General features: G+C 44.4%; 15 protein-coding genes. 5 read left to right on the top strand and 10 right to left on the bottom strand.

The features are described 5' to 3' along the window. Positions 1-11: 11 nt before the first annotated feature. From ITG12_RS22590 to ITG12_RS22610, 5 genes are read right to left on the bottom strand one after another with little or no spacing between them, the layout of a single operon-like run. Positions 12-1,070 (bottom strand): toxic anion resistance protein, encoded by a 1,059-nt coding sequence (locus tag ITG12_RS22590; RefSeq protein ID WP_042604443.1) that lies wholly within the window; start codon positions 1,068-1,070, stop codon positions 12-14. Positions 1,071-1,085: 15 nt separating this feature from the next. Further along, entirely contained in the window at positions 1,086-1,790 is a 705-nt protein-coding gene (locus tag ITG12_RS22595; RefSeq protein WP_038865065.1) for a phospholipase D-like domain-containing protein, read from the bottom strand. Continuing rightward, on the bottom strand, positions 1,791-6,653 hold the full coding sequence (locus ITG12_RS22600) for a DNA repair ATPase (RefSeq protein ID WP_248874109.1): 4,863 nt from the start codon (positions 6,651-6,653) through the stop codon (positions 1,791-1,793). 58 nt (positions 6,654-6,711) lie between these two features. Next, positions 6,712-8,799, bottom strand: a complete 2,088-nt coding sequence (locus tag ITG12_RS22605) for a peptidase (RefSeq protein WP_038865062.1) — start codon at positions 8,797-8,799, stop codon at positions 6,712-6,714. A gap of 21 nt (positions 8,800-8,820) precedes the next feature. After that, positions 8,821-9,420: a DUF1449 family protein gene (locus ITG12_RS22610; RefSeq protein WP_038876667.1), complete on the bottom strand. Its 600-nt coding sequence runs from the start codon at positions 9,418-9,420 to the stop codon at positions 8,821-8,823. A gap of 427 nt (positions 9,421-9,847) precedes the next feature. Between ITG12_RS22610 and ITG12_RS22615 the strand changes: the two genes are divergently transcribed. Beyond that, positions 9,848-10,369, top strand: a complete 522-nt coding sequence (locus ITG12_RS22615) for a DUF2058 domain-containing protein (RefSeq protein WP_038876665.1) — start codon at positions 9,848-9,850, stop codon at positions 10,367-10,369. A 70-nt stretch (positions 10,370-10,439) separates the two neighbouring features. On the opposite strand, the gene ITG12_RS22620 is transcribed toward ITG12_RS22615, so the two are convergent. From ITG12_RS22620 to ITG12_RS22630, 3 genes are all read right to left on the bottom strand, one after another. Further along, entirely contained in the window at positions 10,440-10,889 is a 450-nt protein-coding gene (locus ITG12_RS22620) for a YHS domain-containing (seleno)protein (protein ID WP_038876663.1), read from the bottom strand. A gap of 84 nt (positions 10,890-10,973) precedes the next feature. After that, a complete protein-coding gene (locus ITG12_RS22625) occupies positions 10,974-11,366 on the bottom strand; it encodes a ribosome recycling factor family protein (protein WP_038876661.1) in 393 nt (130 codons plus the stop codon). 4 nt (positions 11,367-11,370) lie between these two features. Then, positions 11,371-12,240, bottom strand: a complete 870-nt coding sequence (locus ITG12_RS22630) for a LysR family transcriptional regulator (RefSeq protein WP_248874111.1) — start codon at positions 12,238-12,240, stop codon at positions 11,371-11,373. 107 nt (positions 12,241-12,347) lie between these two features. Here ITG12_RS22630 and ITG12_RS22635 point away from each other — a divergent pair, with 107 nt between their 5' ends. Further along, a complete protein-coding gene (locus ITG12_RS22635; protein ID WP_005439252.1) occupies positions 12,348-13,604 on the top strand; it encodes an adenylosuccinate synthase in 1,257 nt (418 codons plus the stop codon). Between the two features lie 162 nt (positions 13,605-13,766). On the opposite strand, the gene ITG12_RS22640 is transcribed toward ITG12_RS22635, so the two are convergent. Further along, complete coding sequence (locus tag ITG12_RS22640; protein WP_080774341.1) at positions 13,767-13,982, bottom strand: hypothetical protein; 216 nt, start codon at positions 13,980-13,982, stop codon at positions 13,767-13,769. A 463-nt stretch (positions 13,983-14,445) separates the two neighbouring features. Here ITG12_RS22640 and ITG12_RS22645 point away from each other — a divergent pair, with 463 nt between their 5' ends. Together ITG12_RS22645 and ansB are read left to right on the top strand one after the other, a co-directional pair. After that, entirely contained in the window at positions 14,446-15,933 is a 1,488-nt protein-coding gene (locus tag ITG12_RS22645) for an EAL domain-containing protein (RefSeq protein WP_038876657.1), read from the top strand. A 326-nt stretch (positions 15,934-16,259) separates the two neighbouring features. Then, on the top strand, positions 16,260-17,324 hold the full coding sequence (gene ansB, locus ITG12_RS22650; RefSeq protein ID WP_038876655.1) for an L-asparaginase 2: 1,065 nt from the start codon (positions 16,260-16,262) through the stop codon (positions 17,322-17,324). 116 nt (positions 17,325-17,440) lie between these two features. Here ansB and ITG12_RS22655 read toward each other — a convergent pair whose 3' ends face one another. Further along, the gene (locus ITG12_RS22655) at positions 17,441-18,220 is read right to left on the bottom strand and encodes a helix-turn-helix transcriptional regulator (protein WP_038876654.1); all 780 of its coding nucleotides are present in this window, start codon (positions 18,218-18,220) and stop codon (positions 17,441-17,443) included. A 93-nt stretch (positions 18,221-18,313) separates the two neighbouring features. On the opposite strand from ITG12_RS22655, the gene ITG12_RS22660 reads away from it, so the two are divergent. Continuing rightward, on the top strand, positions 18,314-19,531 hold the full coding sequence (locus ITG12_RS22660; RefSeq protein WP_038876653.1) for an MFS transporter: 1,218 nt from the start codon (positions 18,314-18,316) through the stop codon (positions 19,529-19,531). Positions 19,532-19,586 lie beyond the last annotated feature (55 nt).

A 19,586-nucleotide genomic window follows, 5' to 3' on the forward strand; every position in this document is an offset into this window, starting at 1 on the left:
GATGATTCACCTTACAAGGTTTGCTGAAGCGCTTGTTTAAGTTCCGCCTCTGCTCGCTCAATCACTTGCTGAGCCTGCTCGCGTTGCGCTCTGCCTTCCTTCACTCGAGATAGTGTATTGTTCAACGTTTCAATCGTCAGTTGATTCACGGTCTCTAGAGAATCGAGATCGAGAATGCCACGCTGGTAGTTTTCTGCAATTTGTTCTTCTAACGCCTTCAGTTTCTCCGCGTTTTGCACATATTGCTTATTGGTGTAATCCTTCACCGCGCGCGTTACCTTCAACGCTTTCTCTTTTTCGTAATTAGAGATCGCAATCAAGAATTGGCGCTTCCACAATGGGAAGGTGTTGTGAACGATATCTTGAATGTCTTCCATCAGCATTTTATTGCCTTCTTGAGACAATCGAATCTGGGGCGCAGTTTGGATGGCAGCAAGGCGAGTAAGCTCAAGGTTATGCACGCGCTTTTCTAAACGCGCAACAGCTTGGGTCGCATCCCGATATTTCTGGGCATCCAACGCGTCGCCACTTTGCTCAGATTGTGCCAGCAAGTTTGGTAACACATTCTGAGTAAGTTGATTTAACTTATACCTACCAGCGGCGATGTACTGCTCTAATCCGCCAAGCAGATCTAAGTTATGATCATAGAGCGTATCGAGCTGGGTAATATCATGAGCCAACTTCATCTCTTGTGCTTCTAAACGCCCTGAAAGCTGTTCCAATTGGCTTTTCACTGAATCAAAACTTGCCGAGAATTTTTTGAATGAATCAAAAAGCTCACCGACTAGAGGAAGTCTCGATAACAAGCTGGTTTTGCCTAGATTTGAGAATTCAGCGCTGTCCATGGACGATACCATTGCATGCAAAATATCGCCCGCTTCACCACTGTCGCGAACACGGACTTGCTCTAACACTTCGTCAGAGAAAGCGGTGATTTTTTCTAGTGCTTCTTTACCAAAAGTGATCGTCGCTACACTGTCAAACGCATCAAATTGCTCTGCTAGCGCGACGATTTGAGGAGTAGCGTCCACCTCAAGTACCTGATGTTCAGAATTCATCAATTCGGTCATGGGATCTCCCTATATTTATGACGGCTTATGACAAGGGAACTTTTGCCATAACGTTTCAAATTGTCTTGAGAACGCAGAAACAAACCTGCGATCGTCGGTAAGCGTAATATCTTCCTGATTGTATTTAGAAGCACTGCGTGTCCAGTTAAAGCTGCCATTGATCAACCGCTGTTGGTCGAATATCGCGAACTTGTGGTGCATATGATATCGAGTGGTATCAATTTTAACCGCCACACCTTGTGCTGCAAGATACTCAACATCACTGCCTTTATCGTACATTTTGTCATTGTCGGTCACGATTCGGACCGCCACGCCTCTTTTATGCGCCGCAAGGATCTGATCGGTTAAGTCATTATCTGCAATCGTGAAAACGCAGATATCCACTGAATGACGAGCCAGTTTCAGCTGTTCAATAATGCCGGATGCGCACGCTCTACCCGGTGAAAACCAACTCGACGCGGTATCTGCCGAATTCGCACTCATTACATTGTCTAAGACTTTGACTACTCGCTCTAACCAGCGAACCAAAGCGGCTGCATCACCTTGGTTTTGTATTTCTTGTTGTACAAGCTTAAAGCTCAAATTCCGCAGGTACGAACGGTCTTCATGACTTAATACCGAATCCTGCAGCTCCGATTGGAGCTCTCTTCGCTCACTATCATCTAGGCGGTAATCTTGTATCGAGGCCTCCAACCATGCAGACCATTTCTGTCGATTCATTTAGTTGCCCTCCTGTTCATGGTTACCAAAGCGAGCAACGTGCTGATTCAGCATGGCAAGTTGCTGCACCACCTGTCCGGCTCTGTCTTCGGAATCACCCATCATTTGCTGACGCTGATACCCTTCTTTGATTTCAGACCAACGAGCTCGCTGTTCATCCGTCATGTCACCACGTAGCTCTGCAAGCTTAAGTAGGTTCTCTTCAGTGCCCGCAGCCAGCGTTTGCGCTTCACCCTGATAGTGATCTTGAAGCAGCGTGTTCATCTCTTGGTCGGTCATCACTGACGAGATTTTCTCCGCCAGTTTATTCATGTTTCGATACGAGCCTTGCAGCTTGAATGGCGGTTCGACACGATACTGATCCGCTGTTGCGGCTGACTTGATGTACTGCTGATTCACCTTCAACACAATTTGCTGAGCCATGAGCAGTTTTTGTAGGGTTGTCACGATCTCGCCAGATTCGATTGCTGAGTACGAATGGCTCATCTCACTCAGGGCGATATTTTCTCCCTCTGCCATTCTGACAAAGCGGTACAAATCATTCAGGTCTCGCGTTGCTAAAGGAGCAAGAACATTGTTGGAGGTGAGTGAGTTTTCGATAAAGCTTAAGTCGAAGATCGATTTTTGGTCAGACAGCATGTCACCGAGGTTGTAGATGTCCGCACGGTTAGCCAACATATCTGGGATTCGGAACGCTTCACCACTCTCGGTGTACGGGTTACCCGCCATGACGACAGCAAACTTTTTGCCACGCATGTCGTAAGTTTTCGTTTTCCCTTTCCATGTACCTTCTATGCGGCGAGTACCGTCACAGAGTGAGATGAATTTCTGTAAAAATTCAGGATGGGTATGTTGAATATCATCCAAGTACAGCAATACATTGTTGCCCATCTCGAACGCGAGGTTAATTTTTTCAATTTCACGCGCCGCATTTTGATCAGGGGCGTCGGCTGGATCGAGGGATGTCGCTTGATGACCGATGGATGGGCCATTGATCTTCATAAACACCAAACCTAATTTGTGCGCAACATACTCAATTAACGTCGTTTTACCGTAACCAGGCGGAGAGATAAGAAGTAGCATACCCATCAAGTCAGTACGCTTTTTGTCGCCTAACGTGCCCATTTGCTTAGCAAAGTTGTCGCCAATAAGAGGTAAGTAACTCTCACTGATCAGCTTGTTGCGCACAAATGACGTTAATGGGCGAGGTTTAAACTCACTAAGACGGAAATCTTCTTTGGCAGAGCTCAGCAACTGGGTACGCTGGGATAGATAGGCTTCGAAGTTCGGAACTACCGAGCTTCGATGATGTTCGTTTCTTTGAATTAAATCATCCAATACGAGCTCTAAACTGCCTTTGCTAATTCGAGTGTGCTCTCCCAGTAATCCTTCGACATGACACACCAGTGAAAAGTCGACACTGGCTAGCCTTTTCTCTGACAAGGTATTCACCACAGCAACCGTCGCCGCTTCGCATGCGAATGCCTGACCGTATTGCTTTTTCGCAGTGTACGCGCTTAACCACTGATGATGATCGTTAAATGATTCGGTAAAGCTGAGCGGTTGAGGTTGCCAGCCCAAACTGCGTCTAAATTGCAAATAATCTTCACAGAGAGAAAGAGAATCCTGGCTCACTTCGATTTGCCAATCTTGCTCACTCAATAGCTGCGCAAGGTAGTCAGCAGCTTCATGTTGATCATCATTTAGGGAATCAACCAGTTGTTTTTGCAGCTCTTGATACGCTTGCGATGCATTTAAATGCTCTCGCAATAACTTCGCGTTTTGCGCCTGTTGTTGATAGTGAACTATTTGGTCAGCATCTTGCTCCAGTAACCACAAGATGGCTTTTGAGCGAGCAGTTTGGCTGTAACGTAGTAAACCCGCTTGCTGATAAACAGGCAGCACTTTACGTAAAATGTTGACTGCATCATGATCGTGGATACCTTTGACATACCCTTCTTTATAACGTGGTGCTGCAAAGCGTTGAACAAGTTCGTTTAACTTCTCTTCTCTCAAAGCATCATAAAGCTTATCTAGGCTCTGACCATCTTGATTGATAGACGCTTGATGCAAGATTAAGTACGCCAGATACTCCGCTCGATAGACGTCCTCACTCTCTGAGGCAACGTCTAAACGAGAAACGGTTTGCAGATCGAGAAATGCTTTGTCTTCTACTGCTTGGTAAAAATCCGTACCGGAGATGTGTAGCGCCAACTCACCATTTTGATCGACCAAACTGAGGTCAAGTGGTTGCTGGTTGACGCTAAATCTATGCTTGCCCAAGCGTAGAACCGTACCACCTTTCTCGAAGATGTCTTGGTTATCTCGTAATGCGCGTAACGATTGGTCTTGAAGCGACTTCAATTTTGAGTCAACGCTGTCTGCTTTGACACTGTCGCCAAGCTCACGAATAGTCTGAGACAACTGTTGTAGCTTGAGAACCATTGCGTCGGTGGCAAAGTAGCTGTTTAGCCCTGCAACATCATCGAATCGCTCAACGCGTTTTTCTATGCTGCTCATGGTGACGTTGGCGGCTTGAAGTAAGTTTTGTACTCGACGTTGTTGACCTGCAATAAGCTGTTGCTTGTGGTTATCCAACGTTGATTGGATCTCATCACGCTTTGAATAAATCTCGCTTAAAAACTGGTCGAAATCCGCGAAGCGCGACTCTAACTTATCCAATTGCCCAACAAGCTTAGCAAGCTGGGTATCACAATCGTCTGGCGTTAACGCTTGCTCCATTGCACTGCTCACAGACAGGCTGAGTAGCTTAAATTGAGCACTGAATTCCGCTTGAGCTTCTTCACTTTGTAAGCCTTGAGACTTTGCTCTTAGCTTGGCTGAAACAGTGTTAAGCAGCGACGTTACTTCTGTGGTGAGGTCTAAGATTCGAGTTGCTTGTGTCGGATCTTCTGTTTCGATGTCCGTGACTTCTTCCGTCACTATCTGGAGCTCATGACGAAGCGTTTCCACTTCTTCATTCAGCTTCTGAACCTCCGCCGTTTTGGTTACTTCTTCGAGCTGTAATTCAATTTTTTGAATTTGCTTCTTGAAAGGGACGTACGCTTTTTCGTCTTGAAGAAGAGTGAGCAAGTGTAGGTTAAGTGACTCACGCTGTGCCTGTAATTCTTCAAGCAAACGGTCAACTTGAACCTCATCAATATAATGCTGCTGACGGAGCGACATAGTCACGCCAACTTGCCCTTTTACCTCACTAAGTAAACTCAGTAGCGTGTTCGCTTGCTCTTTGGGTGCCAGTTTGATTTTTCCGATAAGCTCGGAAACCGCAGATTTTTGCTCATCAAGACTGCTTGCTGCATGTTTTTGTAGCTGTTGAACTTTGGCAAACTCATCGATGATCTTATCGGTAGTCCCCATGAGTTCATTGATCGCACTGCCTATTCCACAAGCGTAATCATGATTGAGCCAGGTGTAGTGATCGACCGTTGAACGACACTGCTTTATCAGTACCTCATAGGCCGCTTGAGTCACCTCTTCACTCTGTGCTAATTGGCAAATCGAAAGTACAGAAGACAGTGCTCGCACTAGCTCCGTATTACCAAGATTGAACAGTGGACTGCTGCCTTGAGTTTGCGCATTGACCTTCGCATAGTGCTCTGGTGTAGAAAATGGCGTATCCCAAATTCTCATTGGGTGGATGGTAGACGCTTCTTCATTTTCTGACAGTTGAAAGACTAACCAGCGGCCATCTGGGTATAAGCTGTAACCGTGGCTTTCCATTGGCGCTTCAAATTTCTTTTCAATCAAGTTGTAGGTGTAGGCGATGTAATAACCTTCAACGGCGTTGAAAAAGATATAAAGAATGTCTTCACCATTCGGTGACGTGATCTGTTGGAAAAACTTGAGCTGGTCAGCTTCAAAGGCGAACTGTTTGTCTTCGCCATTTGATAAAACATAACCATTAGCGTAAAGCACACCATGATCTTCAGGTAACGTTTTTGCACTTGCCCTTAATGCATCAGCCCTTACGACGGACTGATTCACTGAATTGTAGAGGAAGTATCGAGCATGTTTTTCTCGGTTTGGCTTTACTCGAAGCGCGATTAAGTCTCCGACAAACGCGTAGTCGATCTGTGCATCAGCAACGCTTTGGTGAGGATCTTCAACGTCCTCTCTGTAAATACCTTTGCCATCTTTGGTGTTGTCTTCCACCTTGATGGTTAAGTCCCCACCCACACATTCAACAAACAGCTTATCTTGAATAGATACATGCGGGTGATCGCCAAGCACATGATCATCTCGCGTTGTTGGGATCCAATCAAAATCATGTTGAGGAACACTGGTTAGCGCGTTTTGCCCCAAAGAATCAATGTACTCGATAGAGTGGGCGTTGATCTGAAAACGAAATACTTTCCTGTCTTCCGGGCGCATTCCGATTTGGAAGGCGAGGTAAAGCGTGCTTTCTTGACGAGAGATTTGAGAAAGCCTCGCGTCTCGGTAGTAAGTAAACAGTTCCGTCAATTCATGGGTAAAACGAGAATCCGATAAAAAACTGGATTCAAGTGGAAGGCGTTCTACACGGAACGTACCTTCATTTTCGTGAAGCTGATAAAGCCCGAAGACATCATCTAACGAAGGGGTCGCTTTCATCCCGACTTGGACATGATAACCGAACAGTAAATGCTGGTTTACCTGAGCCATGTCGATCGGAATACACTTGGCATCGGTTTGAACATTGACCTTGCCGATCAACTTGAAATCTTGACCGCCAAACGTTTCTTGACGTTGCTGATTGAAGGATTGGGAGAGAGACTTTAGCTGGCTGCCTTGCTGCAACAAACGCGTCTTTAAAACATCGTATGCACCAGCATCACTCACCGCTTTTTGAGTCATATCTGACATGCTAATACCTATAAATCCCGCTTACGATGAAGCGGGATTTTTTAGAGAGAATGAAAGGTTAAGATTTATCGCTGGTTGTTGTGTCTAATGAGCTTTGAATTTTCTTCATCAGCTCCGCGGCGCCACCTTGTGAATTCAGCAAACCCGCTAAAGCAACGTTACTCAAATCACTACTTTTCAGTTCCGTACTCTCTAACACGTCTTTGATGTCTTGCGGCAAGCTACGGTTGCCATTTACGTAATCTGAGACCAGTGGGTTAAGAACCTCTGATTCGTTAAACTTCGCATCAACGACAGCAGCATCCATGATAGTGCGGCGGATTTGCTCCATCCCTTCACCACCAAACAAACGGATATCTGCCTTCGATAGCGCCTCGCCCAAGGCTTGAGCATTCGCTCCGACCACAGTCTTCTGAGCATCAATACGCGCCAATTCAAGGTCTTTCTCTTGCTGTAACTGCATCACCCACTTGTCGTGTTCACGTGTGTGATCATCATATTGCTGAGCCGCCTCGAAGCGAGCTGTCTGAGCTTCAGCTTCTGCCAGGCCTTTAGCACGTAGGGCTTGAGCTTCGGCTTCACCGGCACTTTGCAAGGTGTAAGCTTCTGCTTCACCCGTCTCTTTTATCGCAAGCGCACGCTCACGCTCTACTTCCACTTCAGCAAGACCTGTTGCACTAATCAACTCTTTCTCTGCTTGTGCCATGCGCTCTTTCGCTGCGGCTTCACGATCTTTCGCCACAAATTCTGCTTCCGCACGTTTGGTTGTGACCACCTGTTCCGCTTCAGCTTGGCGAGTCTTCACTGCCAACTCATTTTCCGCGTCACGAGTCTTCACTTTCATCTCAGCTTCGTTTTCGATCAAGATACGTTCAGAACGTTCACGAGCTGCGTCTTTCTCTGCACGAGCTGCAACCAATAGTTCGATCTGAGCAGATTCCGCAACCGCTTCTGCTTCCGTCAGCTTGATGCGTTTTTCACGGTTTACACGCTCATTCACGCGCAAGTTTTCCGTTTCTTCCTCTTCGCGCGCAATCTTACGTTCGATTTCAACGCGCTGAGAACGAGTCTCTGCGACAGACTTCATCGCTTCTTCGACCGTCGTCTCTTTCTGCATTTCTTTTTCAGCGACTTCCGCTGAAGTGCGAACTCGTTCAGTCTCGACGGAACGATTGAGCTCTTCTTGTTGAATTGCCACTTGGCGCTGGTTTGCAATACGTGTCATTTCGACTTCCATCTCGACACTTTCGCGTTTTTTAGCAACTTCTTCCTCGGTTTCAAGTTCAGCTAGCTTAGTAATTCGCTCATATTCTTCACGTTTTTCAGCGGCCAACGCCTCTTCTTGCGCTTTGATAATATCGATTTCACGCTGAGTACGAGCTATGCTCTCTTTCTCTTGTTTATCAAGCTGGAGACGATTCGCTTCGGCCTCAACGTTTTTCTTCTTGATGGTCGTTTGCTCATCCTGACGAATCGCGTTAGTTTCCGTGTTCTTTTGCGCGGTAATAGCAGAGATTTTACGAATGCCTTCTACGTCGAGAATATTGCCTGGGCTGTGCGCATCTAAAGCCGTTTGGTCGACTTTATCGATCACAACATCATAGATTTTAAAGCCATCCATTTCGCTACCGATTACATCAACAACGGCATCACGAAACGCACGACGATTAGTTAACAGCTCTTCGAATTCAAACTGTTTTACCGCCGTTTTAAGAGCTTCAGAAAACTTAGGTTGGAAGTGCTCTTTTAAGCGGTCTAGGTTAGAAGCATCATGAGCAGTAAAGAGTTTAGCAACACGAACAATGTCTTCTTCTTCATGATTCACACCGATATAGAAATCGACTTTAAGGTCCGCACGAATATTATCTCGGCAATGCAGGCCCTCATATTCTTCGCCTTCTTGGTCTTTACGACCACTTCTAACGACAGAGATTTTTTTACGAGTAATATCCATGAACTCAAATTTATTGATCACTGGCCAAACAAAAGTACCAGTTAAAGAAGCGCGAGTAGCATGCAGTCCGTTTACAATAAGCGCGTCGCCTTCACCTCGAACTTTTTTATATCGGGTGGTAAGAAACACAAGAATAATCAAAAAAATCCCGATACCAATTCCAAGGAATATCAGACTTGGAGAAATCTGCATAGCTGCTCCTTAATTTTCTAGCTACTGATTAATAATGTAATATTTTTTTTGTTTATTTAGAGAAACGATTACGACATCGTTACCATATTCAATGGGTGCATCCGACTCTAATATTCGGGCATCCAGTAAGAATTCACTGCCATTATGATGGACAATAATTTCACCGCGTTGAGCATTCACTTCACCACTGTGCACTTTTGCTTTCATCCCTACAAAATCGACCTTTGCAAACGCCTTACTCTTATCAAAGAGTGGCGCTAATGGGCTTAATAGCTTGGCACTAATATACAAAGACAAATAGAAGTTAACAGGGATAGAAACGACTTTCGCAATCATCGCTGTAGTAGTGCTAATGTATTGATCTATAAAAGAAGAAAAATAGAAAGACAGAATAGTGGCAAAGAAGAAACTCACGCACAGGCCCACCGCTAGTGGGACTTTAGATAATATAGGGGGCAATAAGAGCCCACCACTAAATAGATTTCCCGATTCAAATAAATCGATATCTGCGACCGCCACATCTACAACATTAAAGATGAGATCAATGCACATAATCAAAAGAAGAAAAACAAACGGCACAAAGAACACATTGGTCGGAAAGGACAGCAATATATCGATCATTACAAATAATAGATTTCAACGATGAGGGTTATCGAGTTATGGTAAAGGATCATAAATTGAGTTTTTTTCCTCTGCCTTTTTTTTGTGACTGACATCGACAAAATTAAAACCAACAAAATACAAATCAACTACATCAATGATTACTAATATTATCAACCTCACAATAAATCAAAGAATAAATAACAATAAGCACACTAAAGTAAAGGCCGTTTGAATTATCTAATAATTACTCAATTATATTACAGAATGATAGTCTCTTTATTTTTACTATTTTTTATCGAATCAAGTTCTATATTTTAACCATTGCTCATTTCGATTGTTCTCCTTACCTTAGCGAACTCAATATCAATGAGAAGGACTTCTCCCTCTTCCTTTGCGTCTTCTGACTGGTTAAAATGCACAAAATTGCGCACTAACCGGATAGAACATGGCAAAACTTACCCTTCAAGAGCAGATGCTAAAAGCAGGCTTGGTTAACGAGAAAAAACTGAAGAAAGCTAAGAAAGGCTCTAAAAAATCACGCGTTCAAGCCCGCGAAGTAAAAGCGGCGGTTGAAGAGAACAAACGTCAGCAGTTAGAACGTGACAAGCAACTTAGCGAGCAGCAAAACAACGAGCGTTTGAGCAAAGAAGTTAAAGCGCAAATCATTCAGCTGATCGAAATGAACAAGCTTGATTTGAAAGATGGTGACATCAAATACAATTTCACTCACGGCACGCTAGTGAAATCTCTCTATGTCGATTCACTTGTCCGTGATCAGTTGATCAAAGGCATCTTGGCAATCGTCATCGTTGGTGAAAGCTATGTGGTCATTCCTCGTCCTGTTGCGAACAAGATTGCTCAACGTGACGAGTCTGTGATCATCGAACAGAAAGAACCAGAAGCGGATATCCCTGCAGAAGATGACCCGTACGCAGATTTCGTAGTACCAGACGATCTGATGTGGTAATGCTCCATTTCATGGAACCAAAATTGAAAAAGGTCGCTGTAATAGCGACCTTTTATCTTGTTAGACTTCGTTATTCTGCAAGTAACTTCAGCCAGTTTTTATCCCCGCTCGCAATATTGCCCGGAATGTCCTGTTGCCAAGAGGCTTGAACGGATTTGCTGTAGTTTAGGTAGAGCTTTCCATCGTGAATGTTCCACGCATTGGGGTCTATCTTGGCGGTATAGCCTTTGCTCACTGCCCAAGCACAATAGCCGCCATATTGCGGTGCAAATTTCTCAGGATTTTTCACGAATGCATCTCGATTTTCAGCCGATGAAAAGTACCATTTGGCATCATTCCAACGGTAAGTAAAGTCGCTGTCACCTTTGACTGGTTTTGATTGAGTGAAGTAGGCGACAGGGTCATAGCCACGAATCGCTTTACCGAGAAAGTCGCTATAAACAGGATCAAGAGCGAAAGCAGGAAGCGTCAAACTCCCCCAAATGAAGAATACGCTCAACAGTTTCAATATCAGCTTCATAACCTTCCCTCTCTACGTTATCCGATGTTTGATAATCAATCGCTTACCTATATAGACAGGGAATAGGAGAAGAAACTTTCAGGTTTATAGCATCTCTGCGTCGAAACGTGCCGTTCGAGCTTGGGCGATGGTACAGTTGGTTTCCGACATTAGCTCCGCCAAAGTAATGTTTGGATTCTCCAAGACGAATCGAATCAGCTTGGCTTCCAAAGGTTCAAGCTTATCGCGGTGCTTAGCCAGGCCAACTTCCATTTTGTTGATCACAAATCGCATCGGCTCAGATTCTTCTGCTTTGATATGGTCGAGGAACGCTTTTAAATCCAAAGCCTCTCCAGCGATTTGCCAATTACGCGAGCGTCGAATGCGCTTCAGTTCGCACTTGTTCTCTGCGGCTATAGCTTTGGCTCGCTTAGCATGGTCACCACCAATTCGATGAATCAAAGATGGTAGAGGGATAGTAATCGTTGTGTCTTGCATACCGTTAAACCTCTACCACAGACACATTCTCAGCTACCCATTTTAGGAGCTGTTTTGCGGCTTTGGACAGCACTTGGTTTTGGCGAACAATGTAGCCAAAATCGGTGTTGGGGAAGCTGGGTAACGGCGTCACTTTTCTTGATAGTTTCAATCTTGGATCGAGGGAGAAGTCCGGCACAATTGCGGTTCCGAATCCGGCTTCTGCCCAATCAATTTGAGCCTCTACACTGCCCACTTCCATGACTCTATGTTTTGGCAGGTTTAGCTCTGGCAGAGACGCGTCAATCAACTCACGCGTTCGGGTATCGTGACCGAGCAAAATCAGCGTTTGGTTTTCTTCGCTATTGTCTCGCCAATCAAAAATATTGTCACCGAAGGCACACCAATGAATCTGGGTCAGCGACGTAAAGTGCAGTGGTTGACTCTCTTTCTGCGCAATAACAAAACCGATGTCAGCACGAGCACTTTTTACCAAATCCACCGCTTGCGATGAAATGGTGTTGAACAGTGCTAAGTCGATACCAGGATACTCGTTTTTGAACTGCTGGAATGGCTTGATAAGTAACAGACGCGAGACAATGTCACTCGCCGCAATCGAGAGCGTTCCTTGCGTTAAGTCATTAATGGCATTGAGATCGGATTGGCAGATTTGCAGCTCATTCAACATGTGTTCGGCAGTGTCTAATAACCGCTTACCCGCCTGAGTCAGTTGTACAGGGTTGCGCTCTATCAACTTGGTACGAGTGGCTTGTTCTAGTTGCTTGATGTGAAGACTGACATTTGGCTGCGTCATGTGCAGTTCAATCGCTGTTTTTCCGAAATGTTTTACTTCTGCCAAGGTGACAAACGTACGTAACCAGTTCAAATCCAACATAGAAAATTACCCGATATGACTTTCTTATCAAGTTAATGAGTATAATTAATTTCTCTTATTCATGCGAGCATCCTAAGATTTTCCGGTCTGTTTTTGGAGAATGAATTATGTCGTCTATCGTTGTTGTGGGTGCAAACTGGGGTGATGAAGGCAAAGGCCGCATCGTTGACTTTTTGGCAGAGCAAGCTTCTGCAAGCATTCGTTTCCAAGGTGGTAACAACGCGGGTCACACCGTAGTTAACGACCTAGGTACGTTCAAGCTGCACCAGCTACCAAGTGGCGTTTTCAACCCTGACTGTTTGGCAGTTTTAGGTCCGGGTATGGTTATCAGCCCTGCGTCGCTGTCTGAGGAGATTGCGGAAGTCGCGGAAGCGGGCGTTAAAGTGAACATGTGCATCTCTGATCGCGCAACACTGTGCCTACCTCTGCACGCACTAGAAGATACGCTAGAAGAACAACGCTTAGGCGACAAAGCATACGGTTCAACTCGTCAAGGTATTGCACCTGCATACGGTGACCGTGTGATGAAAAAAGGCATCCTAGTTGGTTGGTTGAAACAACCAGAAGTTCTAGTAGAACGCATCAAGTTCTGGATGGACTGGAAACTTCCACAACTACGTGCACTTTACCCAACGTTCGAATTCGAGCAAACCGCAGAAGAGATGGCGAACTGGTTGCTAGAAGTATCAGCTCCTTGGCGTGATGCTATCTGCAACGTAACGCTTCCACTAAAAGAGCTGCAAGCAAAAGACCAAACTCTACTGTTCGAAGCACAGTTAGGTGCGGGCCGTGACCTTGTTTACGGTGAGTACCCATGGACAACATCTTCAAACGTTGTGTCTATGTACGCAGGTATCGGTAGTGGTCTTCCTGCTCTGCGTCCAGAGCGTGTTATTGCAGTAGCAAAAGCGTTCAGCTCATCAGTAGGTACTGGTACGCTAATCACTGCAATGGAAGAGCAAGATGCATTCCGTGAACTAGCGGGTGAATTCGGCGCGACAACAGGTCGTCCACGTGACATGGGTTACTTTGATGCAGTAGCGACTAAGAACGGCGTTGAGCTTCAAGCAGCGACTGAAATCGCTCTGACCAAAGTAGACTGTCTAACGGGTCTTAAAGATCTAAAAATCTGTGTTGGTTACGAAGGCGAGCACAGCGAAAACCCAATTTGGCCTCAAACGGCTGCTCTAGCACCAATCTACGAGAAGATGGAAAGCTGGAGCGAAGACATTACTGGTTGCCGTAAATTCGAAGAGCTACCAGTTGCGGCACAAAAATACGTTCTACGTATTGAAGAACTAATGGGCGTGCCAGTGAAAATGGTTTCTGTTGGTCCTGGTCGCGAGCAAATGATTATGCGTTAAGACGTGGATTAACACGTCTATATCCAAGTCACATTAAGTACTTGGTTATATTAGCAAGCGGCTTTTTATCTTTTCCGGGGTAAAGCCGCTTTTTTTTAACTTATTTATCGTTAGATACATCGAACCAGTGTTGCAGAAAAGAATGCTTGTAGGTTTCTCGTATCAAATACCTAAATCACTCATCGGCCTGACAATCGAACCGTGTTGTTGAGCCAAAAAAGAAAATTCAACTTCCTGCCCACAGCCGCAGTGGAAGTCATATCCCTCCCCAACTAAGAACGGTGTAGTTCGGTCAATAAACCAATCTTTCGATTGTTGAGTATGCAGCTCACCACAGCACGGACAAGTCACTTTAACAGAGTAAATTTTCGCGATCATTTCTCTAACCTCTTGATAGTGGAATATCACACAACGAAAACGTTTGCCGAGACTAAATTAATCGAAGTTATTTGTGTTTTCGTTAGGACATTGTCAGAGCACTCGTGAAAAAATGTGCGTTTCCATCGCATTTTGTGTAAGTCATTTTTTGATGATTATCTACTGAATGAAATGGTAAAAACCGCTCTAAAGCGTTCATGCATGCACATGCATTAAGCTTTAAAAAAGGTGAATGAAATCGACATTTTTTATTTTAAAATAGTAACTTAGCTATATTTTATAAGATAGCGATCACAGTTTACGCTGACCAAATCCTAAAACTGAGACGGTTAAGATAGTTTTATGTCATTACCTGCTTGCACGATTTAATTCTGTGACCAATCAATTCTTTAAAACAATGTCTAAGAAGTGGAATAATAATTTTCAGTTGGTCGGTGTTGGCCTACTATCATTTACGATTTCAATGTTGGCTTTTATCCCCCTCGCAAATCAACATCATAAAAAGCTCACAGAACAAGCAGTTTCGGCGATCGAAACTGAGTTGCGCGATAATGTGCAGCAATTGCTCCCTTTGTTAGATGACAAGTACTTCCTTAAATCATGCGATGAACTAATTCATGACTTACGAACAAGCATCTTTAGCTTAGGAATGGCGAAAGATATCTCTACGTTCGATCAGAATGGCAATGCTCTATGTACCAGTAGTGAACGACATCCTTCTTTTCGTATCTATTCCAGCATATTGAATCGTTTGGGAGATAGCGACATACATGCTACGTTATCATTTACTCAAAGGGCACTTACCAACAATCAAGCCTTGATCCTTTTCTTCACTGAACAAAAAGATCGAGGTATCAGCGTCGTCTTTCCAAAACAAGTCTTGCAAATATTGGTTGCCGATATCTTCCGCTTTGGTGACATGCATTATCGTATCGACATCATTGATAGAACGGCGATAAACACCATCACTCAAAATGAACTTAGGCAAGAGCAAGCCACATCCAAACTATTACCATTTACCGTCTACTCAACAATAGGCTTTCCATTTTATTGGCAATACTTGGCAAGCAAACTCTGGATCGGACTATTAGGCATGGCTTGTGCTCTGGTCATACACCTATTTTTCTCATCAAAGAAGTTTGCCAAAAACAGTTTAGAATTCTCACTAACACAAGCTATAAAAGGCCGTAATTTGAGCGTGCACTACCAACCAATTGTCGATCAGCGAGATAGAACTGTAATTGGTGGAGAATCATTAGTCCGTTGGAACGATCCAGTACAAGGGTTTATCTCTCCGGGTATTTTTATTCCTTTGGCAGAGAAAGTCGGTTTGATAGACCAAATCACTTACTTGGTTTTAGACAATGCAATCACCATGATCAGCGAAAACAAAATCATGTTCAGTGAGCGCTATATCAGTGTAAACGTGAGTCGCTCTTTGATACTTCGAGGAGATTTTATTAATGAAGTCGAGTCTCGATTGAAGTATCACTATCTAGCTAGTGAACGTTTGGTGTTTGAAATTACCGAAGAGGCTATATTCAATGATGACGAATTCTTGACCTTGCGTGCACACTTGAACCGCCTATCAAGGCTCGGTATCCGAATTGCTGTTGATGATTTTGGTACCGGTTACTCAGGCTTAGATTTCATCACTCAGTACCCATTTGATATCATAAAAATCGATCGTGTCTTTGTGAACAACTTGAGTAACGGACATACCATCCAGCCTTTGCTCGAAGCCATTCATACTCTTTCGCAAACCTTAAATATGTCGGTCATAGTCGAAGGTGTGGAAGATCCTTCTCAACTGAGAGTGTTACATGAGCTTGAGTTCTATAACATTCAGGGGTTCTACTTTTCAAAGCCTATACCAAAACAAGACTTCCTTGAGTACGTACAATCAAGCCAGTCATCCCAATTGCAAAAACTTCAACCTGTATTTAACTGAAGCACAGACCATTAGAACTACACGGAACTTTGGTTAGGCGGAACTGCTCTACCACTTCCTGTTCCCGACCAGTGGTACAACGGCGCTTCTTTATTTACTAATGAATCAATTACGATTAATCAATTGTTGACCAGATTACTGGAAAGGCTCACTTGTTAATCAAGCACGTCGATTACGTTAACCATCTGATTTGATATTCTTTAAGTGCTTGGTTGATCACTATTTTTATCTGTAAATTGGTGAGGTTGTGCTCAAAAAATCTACCGTACTGTTTTTAGGATAGATAACGCTTCCCCCAACATCTAACCCAAAAACAGGTGATCCCTATGAAGAAAAATCTTTTCCGCCTCAGTGCGATAACACTTGGTTTGTGCTTCAGCTCTTTATCATTTGCTCAGTCGGATCTTCCGAATATAAAGATTCTTGCGACTGGTGGTACGATTGCTGGCGCTGGACAATCAGCCACTGAATCCAGCTACACAGCTGGTAAGGTCGGAGTAGATTCTCTGATCAACGCGGTGCCTAGCATGACAAAGATTGCAGATATCTCTGGTGAGCAAGTTGTCAGTATCGGTTCTCAAGATATGAATGACGAGGTATGGTTGAAATTAGCGAAGCGCGTCCATGAATTGCTCGCGCAAGATGATGTCGACGGTATCGTCATTACTCATGGTACGGATACATTAGAAGAGACAGCCTACTTTCTTGACCTCACCGTAAAAAGCGACAAACCCGTCGTCATCGTTGGCGCGATGCGACCTTCTACCGCGATGAGCGCAGACGGCCCAGTGAACCTCTACAATGCCGTTGTGACCGCAACAGATGAAGACTCACAAGGCCGCGGCGTTTTAGTCGCAATGAACGACACCATATTTGATGCCCGTGATGTCACTAAGACCAACACCACTTCGGTCAGCACGTTCCAATCACCGAACTTTGGTCCACTTGGCTACATTCATAACAGCGACGCGAAATATCAAAGAAGTCCAGAGCGCAAACACACTACTGAAACCACTTTTGACGTATCTAAACTTGATAAACTGCCTCAAGTGGGCATTGTTTATAACTACGCCAACGCGTCTAATTTGCCAGTCAAAGCGTTAGTTGATGCGAAGTTTGATGGTATTGTCAGTGCTGGTGTGGGCAATGGGAACTTATACCATAGCGTGTTTGATGAGTTAGAAAAGGCGAGTAAAGATGGCATCATGGTTGTTCGCAGCTCTCGCACGCCTACTGGCTCTACTACCCTAGATGCTGAAATTGACGACGATAAATATGGCTTCGTTGCATCTGGTACATTGAACCCTCAGAAAGCTCGTATTTTATTGATGTTGTCTCTGACACAAACTAAAGATTATCAAGCCGTGCAAAAGATGTTTGAGTTTTACTGATCACCTAAGTAAAAGGTCAATAGAAGCATGACATAATCTGCAACCAATGAGGGGGCGAATACTATGCCTCCTCAAGGCGTACTCACTATCTCGTTGATATGAATTGCTCTCTGACATCAACGGAAATCTTTCATATATTGAGCAGGAGGTTTACCTAATAATTTTTTGAAAAAAGTGATGAACGCACTAACCGACTCATAGCCTAAATCTTCGGAAATTCGCTGAACACTTTCTCCTTTCGACAGTTTTTGTATCGCGACAATCGCATGTAATTGCGCTCGCCATTGGCCAAACGTCATACTCAATTCTTGTTGAACCAACCTTGCTAAAGTGCGCTCGCTCATCGCCAATGATTTCGCCCATTGACCAATGTGTATTTGATTGTTCGGATCATCAATCATCCAATACGCTAATTTATTGAGTCTCGGCTCTCTCGGAATTGGAAAATCAAACCGCTCTGTCGGCATGCTAATAAGTTCATCGATTAAAACTTGAGCTAAACGCCCAACTCGTCCTGCTTCATCATAATCTTTCTCTTCGCTGGCAAGCTTTATGACTAACTCTCGCAATAAAGGAGAAACCGATAAGGTGCACGTTTTATTGGGTAAACCTTGAATAACCAGATCGACAAACAGCATGCAAATATCAGTATTTGCCGCAATATCATTATTGTGGGGAATGTGGCTCGGAATCCACACCGCGCAATGATTTGGCACCATCCAAATCGCATCTTCTATCTGACTCTTTACAAATCCGGTCAAAGGCATGATCAATTGCCCCTTGCGATGCTGATGGTAAGGCACTTCATCTTGCTCGATTTCATGCATCCGTAGCGCAACCACTTTTTGGTGATAGTCATCGGAGTCAAAGTAAGAGCTAGGAAGGGGGTTCGCCATATTTGTCTGTTTTTAGCAATAATATGTCAATATCAATAAATTCAGATTCTAATCGAAGACGTACTATGACGCCACTATCTAGGAGGCGACATTATGTCACATAAAAATAAAGTAAAGCTCAATCATCCTCTGCTCCTGATTCTTGGCATTATGCTTATCGCGAGCACGCTAAGAGCACCAATCACCGGGGTTGGTCCCATTCTTGATTTCATCTCTAAAGACTTAGGACTTTCCCCCACTTTCGCTGGCTTTATTACAACCTTGCCTTTGATCGCCTTTGCAGTATTTTCTCCAGTGTCGTCAGGCGTTGCGCGTAAAGTAGGGCTAGAACCAGCATTGATGTTTGCGCTCGTGGTTATCTCTCTCGGGATTATCCTACGCTCACTTGGGGCAGTTACTATGCTTTACCTTGGCACTCTGTTGATTGGCATTGGCATTGGCATTGCTTTTGGGAATGTACTTTTACCCAGCCTACTGAAAAGAGATTTTCCTCATAAGGTCACGACACTCACCTCTATGTATGTCTTGATGATGGGCGTCGCATCAACATTCAGTGCAAGCGCAGCGTATCCGATCATGGATTGGGCAACCAAATGGCATATTGACCAAATCCCACACTGGGGATTGTCATTGGCTAGCGTCTTGATTTTCCCAGTTCTTGCGATTGTGCTGTGGCTACCGCAAGTACACCAACATACTCGACCAACGGCAGATACCACCACATTGGAAGGTCATCATTACCTTTGGCGCACACTCGCAGCATGGCAGATCACGGCTTACCTCGCGCTTAATTCTTTTATGATGTACATCTTCGTAAGCTGGTTACCAAGCATATTGCTTGAAAAAGGTTATTCAGAAAATGAAGCCGGCGTCTTACATGGGGTGCTTCAACTTGCCACTGCTGTTCCTGCTTTGGTTCTTATCCCTCTTATGGCCAGAATGAAAGACAAACGCGGTTTAAGCAGCATGATTTCAGCTTGTGCTGCATTGGGGCTTATCGGGTTAATGCTATTGCCTCAGCTTGCTGTGGTGTGGGTCATTGCGATCGGGTTTAGTCTTGGTGGCGGGTTTATTCTTAGCCTGTCTTTTGTTGGCTTACGCACGCACGACGCACACCAAGCGGCTGCGCTGTCCGGTATGGCGCAATGCGTCGGGTATTTATTTGCCGCCACCGGCCCGATGATTTTCGGCTTTTTGCATGAATCCTTTCATTCTTGGCAAGAGCCTTTGATTTTCCTATTTGCGATTTCCTTGGTATGGACTGGCATCGCTTTCATTGCAGGCAAACCACAAATGATCAAAACCCGTTAAGGCTCCCAGCTTACTTAGTATCAACGCTATGAATTGAGGCAAGATCTCCATAAAA

The sequence above is a fragment of the Vibrio sp. ED002 genome, assembly GCF_023277445.1.
GTDB lineage: Bacteria > Pseudomonadota > Gammaproteobacteria > Enterobacterales > Vibrionaceae > Vibrio > Vibrio jasicida.

Bases quoted from the DNA above. Each gene is read 5' to 3' on its own strand.
- ITG12_RS22590 (WP_042604443.1), bottom strand. From the start codon at position 1,070: ATGACCGAATTGATGAATTCTGAACATCAGGTACTTGAGGTGGACGCT.
- ITG12_RS22595 (WP_038865065.1), bottom strand. From the start codon at position 1,790: ATGAATCGACAGAAATGGTCTGCATGGTTGGAGGCCTCGATACAAGAT.
- ITG12_RS22600 (WP_248874109.1), bottom strand. From the start codon at position 6,653: ATGTCAGATATGACTCAAAAAGCGGTGAGTGATGCTGGTGCATACGAT.
- ITG12_RS22605 (WP_038865062.1), bottom strand. From the start codon at position 8,799: ATGCAGATTTCTCCAAGTCTGATATTCCTTGGAATTGGTATCGGGATT.
- ITG12_RS22610 (WP_038876667.1), bottom strand. From the start codon at position 9,420: ATGATCGATATATTGCTGTCCTTTCCGACCAATGTGTTCTTTGTGCCG.
- ITG12_RS22615 (WP_038876665.1), top strand. From the start codon at position 9,848: ATGGCAAAACTTACCCTTCAAGAGCAGATGCTAAAAGCAGGCTTGGTT.
- ITG12_RS22620 (WP_038876663.1), bottom strand. From the start codon at position 10,889: ATGAAGCTGATATTGAAACTGTTGAGCGTATTCTTCATTTGGGGGAGT.
- ITG12_RS22625 (WP_038876661.1), bottom strand. From the start codon at position 11,366: ATGCAAGACACAACGATTACTATCCCTCTACCATCTTTGATTCATCGA.
- ITG12_RS22630 (WP_248874111.1), bottom strand. From the start codon at position 12,240: ATGTTGGATTTGAACTGGTTACGTACGTTTGTCACCTTGGCAGAAGTA.
- ITG12_RS22635 (WP_005439252.1), top strand. From the start codon at position 12,348: ATGTCGTCTATCGTTGTTGTGGGTGCAAACTGGGGTGATGAAGGCAAA.
- ITG12_RS22640 (WP_080774341.1), bottom strand. From the start codon at position 13,982: ATGATCGCGAAAATTTACTCTGTTAAAGTGACTTGTCCGTGCTGTGGT.
- ITG12_RS22645 (WP_038876657.1), top strand. From the start codon at position 14,446: ATGTTGGCTTTTATCCCCCTCGCAAATCAACATCATAAAAAGCTCACA.
- ansB (WP_038876655.1), top strand. From the start codon at position 16,260: ATGAAGAAAAATCTTTTCCGCCTCAGTGCGATAACACTTGGTTTGTGC.
- ITG12_RS22655 (WP_038876654.1), bottom strand. From the start codon at position 18,220: ATGGCGAACCCCCTTCCTAGCTCTTACTTTGACTCCGATGACTATCAC.
- ITG12_RS22660 (WP_038876653.1), top strand. From the start codon at position 18,314: ATGTCACATAAAAATAAAGTAAAGCTCAATCATCCTCTGCTCCTGATT.